We start from the raw sequence: 10,896 nt of genomic DNA, 5'->3' as shown, positions 1-10,896 counted from the left end.
AAGTATATGTGCTGGTCGGCTCCGATGTTGGGGATGGTGTTCACTATTGACATCTACTTCGGGTACTGGTTGTTAGAGGTGGATTGTGTGATTCCGCTCGACAAGTATATGCGCAGTAAAGGGTTCAATAGTTGCTTTGATGTGTGCCCTGACACGGAAGGTAACGGTGTTATGATCCTGGGCTTTAAGTGGGTGGACGATAAGTGTGAAATAAGGCCGCTGCGATATCCGCGTGGTAAAGCGCGTCGTGCATATATCGAAGACGGTATTGTTCATTGGTGCAATGTAACGAAGCGTCGAATGAGCACTGACCACATTGCACATATCAAAGATCGCCTCGTTAGACTTCAGACGAATAATAGTGGTAATGTGCAGTTACAGCAAGAATTTCAAGAGCTCATTGAATACATTGATCAGTTTGGAGCGTAAGATGATTGGCGAACAAGATGTGCTTCCTAAGTGGTATCCTGATTATCGTAAGTCGGATACTTTGATGCGTATTCAGTTTATCTTAGATCACCAGACTGACTTTTCATTACATTTAAGGGAAGAGCTCAACCGGACGGATATGAAGAACCTGTGGGCTATCAAGAAACGTCTTCGTTTACGGAAACATCTTGATGACCTGCATAAAGTTATGCAGAAACTTATACGGTATAGTATCCGTATTGAACAATCGCGTGAGATATGGAGGAAGTGATGGAAACGGTAAGCAATTCACCTTTATATAAAGCAAAGGTTCGACTTCTTGAACAAGCCAAACAGGTAGACCCGAATACAAATCCGCATTTAATTGACGCTATTGTGAATGCGATGGAAGTTATGGACGCGATGGATTTCCTGTTCCATCGTGTGTCGCACGTCGCCAAGGCTTTAGGTTACACGGGTAATGTCGAAGATTTTCAAAGTGCGTTCGAATACCTTATGCGTAACCGCGAGAAGGCGCTGGTGGTGGATCGTCAATATCAGCTTATCAAAAATAAATCGAAGGTCGAACGTCTACTTCGTGAGACTTTGGAACTGGTAACGGGAGGTGAAGATGCAAATTAATCTTACTCAGAAGGCTGTGCGCTACTTCGGTGAAGTGTTATTTGTTCCAGTGTGGGCGAAATACCTTGCGGTTGACGAGGACGGTACTTTAACTGCGTTCGAGAATGAACCTCAGTGGTGCGAATGTATTGATGGCGATGGTTTTTGGGTATTAACTGAGCCGGGTATTGAAATCGATATCTGTTATAACGTGGACCTGGAAGGTATGGATTTCAAAGAAACGTGTGTTAATATTGACTATAAAGTAAGCGACAACCCGCATGACCACACTGAATGGTTCGAACGTATGCGCAAAGGTGATTATAAGCGCGAATTCCTCGTAGCGTGGAATTCTCAATGTGGTCAACTGAATAAAGAAGGTGATAAGGATGAGTAAAGAACTCCAGACTCCGTTAACTCAAGAAGAAATTGATATTCTTCAAACCGACATCCTTACTTTGTGCAAGCGTATCAAAGATGCGTATGAAGAAGGTTTATTTGACAAGCAGTGGAACCAGGAAGTTCAGACAGACGAACAACTGTGGAACGCGTCTACTGCGAAACTTATCCATGACGCATTGATCAAACAAGCTATGGAGCAATAATTATGATTACAGCACAAGAAGCTCGTACAAATAGTGAAAATTTGGATACCAGTGCATATCTTGATGATTTGGATAAATGGATTACTAAAGCGTCTCTAGATGGCAGGGATCATATTAAATTATTTAAAAAGCCATATAGTGAAATTGGTAGTCCTAATGCACGTCCTGTAATGAGAAAGGTGACTGAACAACTGGTATCATTTGGATATACGATCTCATATAAGCAACCATTGAGTCAGATGGATACTGAAAGTGTAGAAATTTTATGGTAATTGTGAAGGTAATATATGCTAGTCAAACTCGTTGTCGATGTTAAATTTGAAGAACCAATTAAAGGTCAAAATATCCATACTTTGGAAATTGGCTCTTTTAATACCGATAAATTAATCAAAGGGAAGCTACCTGCTTTAGACTTACCGTGTGATATTGACCACAGACTACCAGCTGAGTCAACCGCTAAAGTCCGTGGAAATGGGCGTATCCTGTCTTTTGCTGATTCTATGAAAGATTGGGAAGATTTAAAATTTATTGTTAGCGCACGTATATTAAAGACCGAATATAAAGTAGCTTCTGATAATTATATGAAACACTTTTATCCGAGAATAATTTTTAAAGATCGTATAAATATCTCTAAAGAAGAGATAACGTGCCAACCTATCGCTTGTCGCTGGGTCTTAGTACCATAATCTGCAGGGGGTTAACCCCCTGCGATCCATCAGTATATACTATGTGTGTCCTAATGGATCGTAGGAGAATAACATGTCAGATTTAATTACAGTTCACTATTATGGTTCAGATGTAGAAGTACCAAAAGACACAAGATATATTGCAACAGATTCTGATGGTTGCGTGTACGCATTTAATAATGACAAGCCCGTCTTTAATGAAAAGGTCGGTACATGGTGTGTTTACACGAATTCTTTTAAGCTGGTAGATGTCAACTTTGATGTTGTACCATCCCGTTCGTTATTTGAAATTAATCCCGCTACGTTTTAAGGTAATAACATGCTGGAACTTTTTCCTCAAGAAATTAAACAATACGAACAGTGGGCTGTCTGCGGTTTCCATCCAGGTACATCATCAGAAAAACAACCTTATGTATGGGACGATGATTTAGGGGATATGGTCCCACTTCGTAAAGACGGCAACGATAAAAAACCGTCTAACTTGCATTTACTAATGTCCTTTGAAGATGCGGAACGTTGTATTCGTTACTATAACGAAATCGGTCATAATCTGCGTTTAGGTTTCTATCTACTTCCAAGTGACCCGTTCTGTTGTATAGACATGGATATTAAAGACACCATGTCTGAAATGGAAAAGAAAGTTGCTGGTGAGCGATATAAGAAGATTGTTGAATCGTTCCACAGCTATACGGAAATTTCCAGAAGCGGTGATGGGTTGCACACATGGATTTATTCCATCCCTCAAGCTGGTAAGCGCCGTGATGGTGTAGAAGTATATTCGCAGTATCGCTTTATTATTTGTACAGGCGATCACTGGGATGTTACTCCGCGTACTGTGTCTGGTGCTCCAGGTAGTGAAAGCGAAGGGTATATTGCTAATCTCATTCATCAACTTATGTCAGAGATGAGTGAAATTAATGAATCCGATGGCTTCCAAATGTTGGAACTTACTGAAGAAGATTTCAGTAACGACCCATATGCAATGGAGGATCAGGATGTTTATATCCAGTTGTGCGAACAAGAAAACGGAACGTTGTTTAAACAGCTATGGGAAGGTCGTTGGAGAGCTGAAGAAGTTGATACTTCTATCGGTGAACGCTGTTTCCCTTCTCAGTCTGAAGCAGAATTTGCATTAATTGACTTTCTTTGCTTTAAGAGTAAGTACAATTTCCAGGTAAGACGTCTATTCATGTATTCACCAATGAGTAGTCGTTACGATGATTCACGTCGTATGCCTGGTGAAAAAATTAAGCGTCCGTACCACCTGGATAGAATGATTCGCAACTATCGCTACGATGCCCATGTTAAATCTATGGGACTTATGCAGATAGTTCAGAATAACGTTAATGCAGCTATAGAGCGCACGGAGAAACTGCGCCAGGCAACTACACCAGAACGCCCACCTGAAGAAGTGTTGACCACAGATGGTAATTACACTGAAGAACAGGCAGACGGTTTAGCTTGGCCTCCAGGATTTATGGGCGAGGTTGCTCGTAATATGTATAAAGCGAGCTTGTTGCCTATTAAAGACATTAGTATTCTGTCTGCTCTTGCTTTATTTAGTGGTATGTGCGGTAAGGCGTGGAACACAGTTACACGAAGCGGTCTGAACAACTACTTTGTATTAATTGCACGTTCTGGTATTGGTAAAGAAGCGTTTCGCTCTAACATTGAAACCATTCTTTCTCAGGTGTCCAATTATGGCGGTCAAGACGGCCAGCAGATATTCGGTATTGAACGTGTTTTAGATACCAGTACCTATGCGTCTGATGCTGCATTGCGCAAAGACGTCATTATGGATACATCGGTTATGTCTTGTGGCTCATCCATTAACTATAAGACTGAAGTCGGCGCATTTTTCCGTAACGGTAAGATGGAAGTCGGTAAAGCTAAAGATATTATGGATGAAATGCTTTCCCTTTACGATAAGGGGCATTTCTATGCTTTCTCTGGCGGTTCAAAGCACTCTAGCAAAGATAATACAACCGCTGGTGGTAAGGTCAAGGCATATAGTTTTGCAGGTGAAACTACACCGGATGAATTTTATGGGAACGTTGATGACCGCATGATGTCTAGTGGTTTTATGTCTCGTATTATTGCATGGGAATGTACAGCTAACAGGCCACTAATGAATAAGAGTATGCTCCTGGAATATCCAGAAGCAATTCTGCGGACTATTGGAGCTATCTATAAACAAGCTGTGCGTATTATGTCAGGGACTGCTCCATGTTATGTTGAAATGGAAGCAGATGTACACGAAGCATTTGATAACCTTGATAATGTTGTTGCGAAGTTTTTGAATAGCGGTAATGACGGTGAACAAGTACAGGATGAAGTAATTCGTCAGATGTACACAAGGAAGGCGTTGAAGGTATTGCGTATCGCCTCACTTCTTGCTGTAGCGGATAACAGTGAGCGTCCTGTTGTTACTATGGAACATTATCGTTGGGCTGAGTCATTTATTGATCAGGGTAACGAGCGTTTCTTAGAGAAGCGTAATAGTGGGCAGATTGGCTCTACAGATAGTACCAGTCGTGAGAAAATAATGCTCAACTCTATCAAGAAGTTCTTGGATGGGGAAGTTAAAGCTGGCGTGTATAAACGGTTCCCGATGTTCAAGGGTGCGTTTATTGTTGCACGGAGTGACTTATGTACTTATTGTAGACAATTTAAAGCGTTCAAACAGACAAGAAATGACAACATCTTGCAAGTCATAGACAATACAATCTATGGTTTAATGTCTATGGAAGTTCTTACTGAGATGAGGCCAATGGACTTTTCAAGTTTCTTCGGTGCTGAGTTTACACCACCGAGGATGAAATGTTATTTGGTGGACATTGAGAGAATGAACGAAGTTATTAAGTTATAAAAAAAATGGGCGCTATATGCGCCCATTATATTATTCATGCAATTCTAAGAAGCCACATACGACATATTCAAACATTTCATCATAATCCGGTGTTGAAAAGTCTCCAACATGATACTCACCTTTCTCAAACGTAACCACAGTTGAAGAGTTCATGTATGTGTACTTAATCTTGTGAGTTCCGTCTATGCAGTTGTGTGAGAATTCCTCTGACTTGTTCATTGCATTTCTGATGTTTCTTTTTACAAGATCTTGGTGAGTCATTTTGTGTTCCTCCGCTTACAAACTGTATAATACATACTATAGAGCATTTCCTTAGGAATGCAATAGGTATCAAGAATTATTTTACGTCCGAGGGTCAAATGTCCAGTTACAATCTAGCAGCTATTAAAATTGTGTACGGTGCTCTATACCAGGATGAGGAGTTCCCAGGCATTGAGCAGGCAATTAAAAGAATCAAGTCTAATCGTGTTGACTCGGAACAACTGTTCGCCTATGCTTTAGCCATAAGTAAGAACGAGGTCCGTCCTTACTATGAAACGCTGTCACGCCAGTTACGAAGTGTAATAGAAGAGCGTGACTTAATGCGGCACTGCGGGTACACCTTCTTAACAGGTAGAGCCATACGCGTCAGCAAATAAAGGAAAGGAGTTAAAACATGCAAAAGCATCAACCTCTGTATAAAGTCCGCCGTCTTGGTGGTGGTCTCTACGCAGTAGAGCGCAATAAACGTTCTATTACAATAGTAAGTGTTAAAGTGGGATCACGTAAATTCTACAGCGTTCCTAACTGCTCGCCTTTGTTACCAACACTGCGTGACGCTGTGCTGTATGTGCTAACTGGTACGTTCTTTTAACTTGGGGTGTTTAAATGAAGGGTAATGTTATAAGACTTCGTGCTGAAAGTTTAGCAAGTAAGTTCGGTTTCGGTGATGGCGATATTGTTGATTATTTTTGTGAGGATAACAATATCAGTTTAGATGAAAGGGATCCACACCAAATTCTGATAAAACTGGTAAGAACATATTTATTGCCACTTATCCCTCATGTTGAAGTTTATGAAATTGGCACTATGCACAATCCGATTCGTTGCGAAGACAAATTCGTAGAAGAGCTTCAGCGTAGTGATATTTATGTTGATGTAACTATACATCAACTTATCCAATGTATTAACGAAACAGAAAAGGATCCTATATTTATGGGAGATCAATGTAACCAGTGTGAACAGACTGAGCAAGTCACCGAAAAACGTAGAAAATTCATGGTGTCGTATAGCTTTAATAAAGCTAATTTACTTGCTCCAGGTTTTGGAAATGTAAGTGTGATTATGCCAGATATTAGTATGGAGTCAATTCAAGAAGTTGAAAAAATAATCAAGGGACAGATTGAAGTTGATAAGGTAATCATTCTAAACATTATTGAGCTGGAGAAATAATATGTGTGATAAATTTGAAGAACTGACGTTAGACGAGAGAGTGTTAGCATCTCTGGCAATCATTGAAACAGCTCAGAATTCTTTCATAGAAGCCTATCGTTTATGTAAACCAGAATCCTCGTTAGATGAAATTGAGAAAGCCTGGCAGAAATCAAACATATGTAGCAAATTGCACCATCTTATGGTGGGTGAAGAACAACCTAAAGAGAATCTTCACTAATGCCTAGCAAAATATACAAGGTGTTAGGGTGGAAGCCTTATACTTTTCGCTCAAACTACGACAAGAAAATGAAGTGCATACGATGCCCAAAGTGTGGTCACACTGAGTTTACAGAGACTGTCGTAGATCAAGTTGATGGCTACTATTCGCCTGTATGCGAGTCAAAGATTAATTGTAATCATTGTGGGCAAGAGGTAAACTATTGGGCATATGGTTACTACGAACCGCATCATATGGTTGCAGATCGTAGTATGTCGATGCTAATTAATCGTATTGAAGCTAAATTAAGGAGAGTTAGTTTACCATGAGTAAGAAAACCGATATCCGCAATCGCAATGCCGCCATTACTGCTTATCGTATGCGGGAGAAAGGTTTTACTTATAACCACATTGCTGAACATCTTGGTAAGAAACCGCATCAAATTAAATCGCTCATTTTGTTAGGTGAGCGCCTGGAATCTTTAAATGAGGGGACGACACAATGAATGTAACTGTACGCCAGCCTAATAAGAAAGAGAAGGATTTAATGATCGGCTTTACTATGCCCGCTCCACTTGTGCATATCGGAGCGTTATTACGCTGCACAAACGCGAACACGCGGCGCTTTACGCATAACTCTGTGTATAGAGTTCACCGCACTGTACATAACGCCCGTAGCGGCCTAGCTTTGCCTGTGGTGCGTGATGATGACGGGCTGGAAGTTGTCTGCACTTCGCTGTCATTTTCTATGGGCCATTGGCAAAAATGTACGGTATGACCTGTGAATTCTGACGAATTCGTGTATTGTAATCAAACACGTAAACAGGTTAACATTATTTGCGAGAGTGGTTGGTAGATTACCCCTTTTCGAAGGCTGCCTCTCGCTGACATGTTATTATCTATTATATGCTTCGCTTTCGGGGGTACTTGTGTACCCCCTATTTTTTGGATGGAGATTTATAACATGGGAGCTAATCCTCGTACTAAAGGTCAAACAGGTGAGCGTGAAATTTGTAAATTCTTTAATGACATCTACGAAGAAGTTTACGACGCTCTTGGAATGACTTATCCAGAAAAGCCCATAGCACAACGTAACCAGAATCAGAGTGCTGTAGGTGGTTGTGATATCACAAATACCTGTTTCTATGCGGTGGAAGTTAAAAGACAGGAGCAGCTATCAATTAACACATGGTGGGCGCAGTGTGTTAAGAGTGCATTGGAAGCAGACAAGTTTCCAGTTCTTATGTACCGTCAGAATAAAAAGCCCTGGCGCGTAGTCCTGTATATGAACCCTATCATGCTTTTCGCTGATGAAGCGAAACATCACAAAGAAGATCCTCCAAGATGTGAAATATCCCTGGAGGATTTTCGCATGATCTTTAAATCACATGCTTATGAATATATCAAGAGAAACGGCCACGCTTAGGAGGTGTAAGAAGTGAGCTGTGAGGAAAGTCCTGTTCAATGGTGTGAACGTATGCAACGGGAAGCTGAAACTGGTGAAGACGCTTATCGCTATTATCAGTTAAAGCAACAATGGGAACAACGTCTGTCTGATAAAGAGAGTGAAAAACATGACTGAGAAAGACAATATGTCTAACGTTATGAAAGATGCAACTGTCAAGGGTACTATTTTGGTTCAAAACGGTGCTGTGAAAGGCATCACTGCGGAACAGCTAATCGTGGAGCTCCTTACGGACACTGCTCAAATGCCACGATTTGCTACTCCTGGTTCTATGTGCTTTGACATCTATGCGGATGAACCTGAACCTGTAACAATCTATGCTGGTCGTGCGTATACGTTCAGCACGGGCATTAAGTTACAGATCCCACATGGTTACGGTCTGGAAGTCTATTCACGTAGCGGTCATGGATTTAAACACGGGATTCGTTTAGGTAACTGTATTGGTATCATTGATCATGATTACCGCGATGAGTTGAAAATACGTCTACATAACGACTCTAGTGAACCTTATACAGTCCAGGTTGGCGAACGTATTGCGCAGGCGCGTCTTGTAGAGTTGGTTCGTACACGCATTGTTTCTGGTATTGTAGAAGAAACAGGCCGCGGGGGTTTTGGTTCTACTGGTAAGTTGTAATCATATTTAGGGGTATTTACAAGGAATTTAATTCTAAGTATTATACCCCTGTTAGCAAACAACGAGGGCAATAACATGGTCCAGCTACCAGAAATGAACTTAACTGAAGAGCAGAAGTACGAACTCCTTTACAACTGGTATTCTAAGAAAGAAGAATTGGCCAAAGTGCAAGCGCAAGAACGCGCACTGCGCCAAAGTGTGGTTAGCGTCTTCTTTCCAGATGGTCTTAACGAAAATACTAACAAGATCAAACTTGATACAGGTGATGATCTTGTTGTAACTCAACCTTATACGCGTAAAGTTGATAAGGCTATCTTTAGTCAAATCCTTCCAGATCTTGTAAAAGCTGGAGTTGACGTCAACGAAGTTACTGAAACTAAAGTAGAACTTCGAGTTGCTAAATACCGTCAGTTAACACCGGAACAGTTGGCGATCTTTGACGAATGCGTGACCACAACTCCAGGTTCTCCACAGGTTAAGATCGCTGTTAAGAAGGGTTAAATGCTCATCACGATAATATCGGATGCGTCGTTTTGTCACCGTACTAAATGTGGAGGCTATGGAATTTGGGTAGCCTCCAAACGGGGTAAGAAGGCTTTTGGTGGTCCTGCACATGGTCACACGGATAATACCGTAGTTGAATGTATTGCAGTAGCTAACGGTTTGTATCATGGTATAGAAGCTGGACTTATCTACACAAACGACGTTATATTGTTCCAGACGGATTGCAAAGCAGCTATCCATATGTTCGAAGGTAAACGTCCACCAAGAGGAGAAGAGCAGCAAGTATATAAATGGTTCATGGATACTATTGTCGAGAATAGGCTTAGTTTCCAATTCCGTCATGTTAAAGGTCATTCGGGTAGGATGGATTCCCGTAGTCTTGCACAAGACAAGTGTGATGAAATTGCGGGTATGCACATGCGAAAAGGTAGACGACGCATGGACTACGATAAGTTAAAAGTAGATACAGCAAAATCCGTTATTCCTAAACCGAAGAAAGTTAACATTGAGAAACAGCAATCTTGGGTTAGGAAGTTAAAACTTCTTGTTCGGGAACACACAAAGGTAAATTTCAATGGCTCGATTTAAACCTATTCCTTATAGTCAACAGGAATTAAAAGAGTTATTGGATTATAACGCGGAAACTGGCATTCTTAGTTGGCGTAAAAGTTGGCGGAGAAGAGTTGCTGGAGCGGAAGCTGGGTATTATGGTCTAAATTATAAGTATGTGGGTCTTAAAGGACGCGATTACTTTGTTCACAGGGTCATTTGGAAATGGATGACAGGGGAAGATCCTCAAGCTGAAATAGACCATAAAAACGGGAAAGGTTTTGATAATAGATGGTGTAATATTAGAAAAGCCACATCAAGCCAAAATAACTGTAATAAAATTATTCAGGTTAACAACACTTCCGGTGTAAAAGGTGTATCTCGGTTTGTAAACAATAACGGTTATGAGCGTTGGTGCGCCACAATTCAAGTTAATGGTAAACGTAAACAGAAGGTGTTTCCATTTACGGATGAAGGTTTAGCTCTTGCTTCAGAATGGTTAGATGATATGAGAAAATCTATACATGACGAATTTGCATGTGGAGGGTTCAGATGACTAAAAAATTTCGTCCTTTTCTTGCAACAGATTGGGATTCAGCTAAACAGAAATACCCTGTAGGTATCATGCCTAAAATTGACGGAGTTCGTGGAATGAAACCGTTTGGGGAGCTTGTTGGACGAAGTCTTAAATCTTTTGCAAATAAGCAGGTCGCAAAGGTATTTGGATCTCCCATCTATGATGGTATGGACGGTGAGCTTGCCGTTGGGGACGAAACGGACTTTGACTTATGTCGCAAGACAAGTAGTGCAACATCTAAAATTGAAGGTGAATACGTTTGGACGTGGCATGTGTTCGATTTGTGCGAGCCAAATGTTGCACATCTACCGTACAAAGAGCGTTATGATATGCTCAAGAAGTACGTGGA

19 protein-coding genes are annotated in these 10,896 nt (G+C 41.0%); all 19 read left to right on the top strand.

Features of this window, described 5'->3' with window-relative positions:
• Positions 1 to 429: hypothetical protein (locus BM613_RS15365; RefSeq protein ID WP_219930697.1), on the top strand; the 429-nt coding region annotated here is incomplete at its 5' end.
• 270 nt (positions 430 to 699) lie between these two features.
• On the top strand, positions 700 to 1,050 hold the full coding sequence (locus BM613_RS13330) for a hypothetical protein (protein ID WP_109431663.1): 351 nt from the start codon (positions 700 to 702) through the stop codon (positions 1,048 to 1,050).
• A complete protein-coding gene (locus BM613_RS13325; protein ID WP_109431662.1) occupies positions 1,040 to 1,426 on the top strand; it encodes a hypothetical protein in 387 nt (128 codons plus the stop codon). The genes BM613_RS13330 and BM613_RS13325 overlap by 11 nt, the downstream gene beginning before the upstream one ends.
• Entirely contained in the window at positions 1,419 to 1,634 is a 216-nt protein-coding gene (locus BM613_RS13320; protein WP_109431661.1) for a hypothetical protein, read from the top strand. Before BM613_RS13325 ends, BM613_RS13320 begins: the two co-directional genes overlap by 8 nt.
• 2 nt (positions 1,635 to 1,636) lie before the next feature.
• A complete protein-coding gene (locus BM613_RS13315) occupies positions 1,637 to 1,906 on the top strand; it encodes a hypothetical protein (RefSeq protein WP_109431660.1) in 270 nt (89 codons plus the stop codon).
• Positions 1,907 to 1,921: 15 nt separating this feature from the next.
• Positions 1,922 to 2,320 (top strand): hypothetical protein, encoded by a 399-nt coding sequence (locus tag BM613_RS13310; protein WP_109431659.1) that lies wholly within the window; start codon positions 1,922 to 1,924, stop codon positions 2,318 to 2,320.
• Positions 2,321 to 2,393: 73 nt separating this feature from the next.
• Complete coding sequence (locus BM613_RS13305; RefSeq protein WP_109431658.1) at positions 2,394 to 2,630, top strand: hypothetical protein; 237 nt, start codon at positions 2,394 to 2,396, stop codon at positions 2,628 to 2,630.
• Positions 2,631 to 2,639: 9 nt separating this feature from the next.
• Positions 2,640 to 5,189, top strand: coding sequence for a hypothetical protein (locus BM613_RS13300; protein ID WP_109431657.1), 2,550 nt, complete (start codon positions 2,640 to 2,642; stop codon positions 5,187 to 5,189).
• A gap of 655 nt (positions 5,190 to 5,844) precedes the next feature.
• Positions 5,845 to 6,042, top strand: coding sequence for a hypothetical protein (locus BM613_RS15210; RefSeq protein ID WP_181363171.1), 198 nt, complete (start codon positions 5,845 to 5,847; stop codon positions 6,040 to 6,042).
• Positions 6,043 to 6,056: 14 nt separating this feature from the next.
• Positions 6,057 to 6,620, top strand: a complete 564-nt coding sequence (locus BM613_RS13285; RefSeq protein WP_109431654.1) for a hypothetical protein — start codon at positions 6,057 to 6,059, stop codon at positions 6,618 to 6,620.
• Position 6,621: 1 nt separating this feature from the next.
• Positions 6,622 to 6,840 carry a hypothetical protein gene (locus tag BM613_RS13280; RefSeq protein WP_109431653.1) on the top strand — a complete coding sequence of 73 codons (219 nt, stop codon included), beginning with the start codon at positions 6,622 to 6,624 and terminating at the stop codon, positions 6,838 to 6,840.
• A 304-nt stretch (positions 6,841 to 7,144) separates the two neighbouring features.
• Positions 7,145 to 7,324: a hypothetical protein gene (locus tag BM613_RS13270; protein ID WP_109431651.1), complete on the top strand. Its 180-nt coding sequence runs from the start codon at positions 7,145 to 7,147 to the stop codon at positions 7,322 to 7,324.
• 458 nt (positions 7,325 to 7,782) lie between these two features.
• The gene (locus BM613_RS13260; RefSeq protein ID WP_109431649.1) at positions 7,783 to 8,244 is read left to right on the top strand and encodes a putative PDDEXK endonuclease; all 462 of its coding nucleotides are present in this window, start codon (positions 7,783 to 7,785) and stop codon (positions 8,242 to 8,244) included.
• A gap of 12 nt (positions 8,245 to 8,256) precedes the next feature.
• Positions 8,257 to 8,400: a hypothetical protein gene (locus BM613_RS15205; protein WP_181363170.1), complete on the top strand. Its 144-nt coding sequence runs from the start codon at positions 8,257 to 8,259 to the stop codon at positions 8,398 to 8,400.
• 22 nt (positions 8,401 to 8,422) lie between these two features.
• A complete protein-coding gene (dut, locus tag BM613_RS13255; protein WP_181363169.1) occupies positions 8,423 to 8,917 on the top strand; it encodes a dUTP diphosphatase in 495 nt (164 codons plus the stop codon).
• Between the two features lie 75 nt (positions 8,918 to 8,992).
• On the top strand, positions 8,993 to 9,418 hold the full coding sequence (locus BM613_RS13250; RefSeq protein ID WP_109431647.1) for a DUF7173 family protein: 426 nt from the start codon (positions 8,993 to 8,995) through the stop codon (positions 9,416 to 9,418).
• A complete protein-coding gene (locus BM613_RS13245; RefSeq protein WP_109431646.1) occupies positions 9,419 to 10,009 on the top strand; it encodes an RNase H family protein in 591 nt (196 codons plus the stop codon). It abuts the gene before it with no gap.
• Positions 9,996 to 10,526 carry an HNH endonuclease gene (locus BM613_RS13240; RefSeq protein WP_109431645.1) on the top strand — a complete coding sequence of 177 codons (531 nt, stop codon included), beginning with the start codon at positions 9,996 to 9,998 and terminating at the stop codon, positions 10,524 to 10,526. Before BM613_RS13245 ends, BM613_RS13240 begins: the two co-directional genes overlap by 14 nt.
• A partial coding sequence (locus tag BM613_RS13235) for a DNA ligase-like domain-containing protein (RefSeq protein WP_219930696.1) occupies positions 10,523 to 10,896 on the top strand: 374 nt, incomplete at its 3' end. The genes BM613_RS13240 and BM613_RS13235, both read left to right, overlap by 4 nt.

It is taken from the genome of Sulfoacidibacillus thermotolerans (assembly GCF_003144315.1).
In the GTDB taxonomy this organism is placed as follows: domain Bacteria; phylum Bacillota; class Bacilli; order Alicyclobacillales; family SLC66; genus Sulfoacidibacillus; species Sulfoacidibacillus thermotolerans.
The sequence above is the reverse complement of the archived record's forward strand: the minus strand, read 5'-3'. Positions and strand labels throughout refer to the sequence as shown.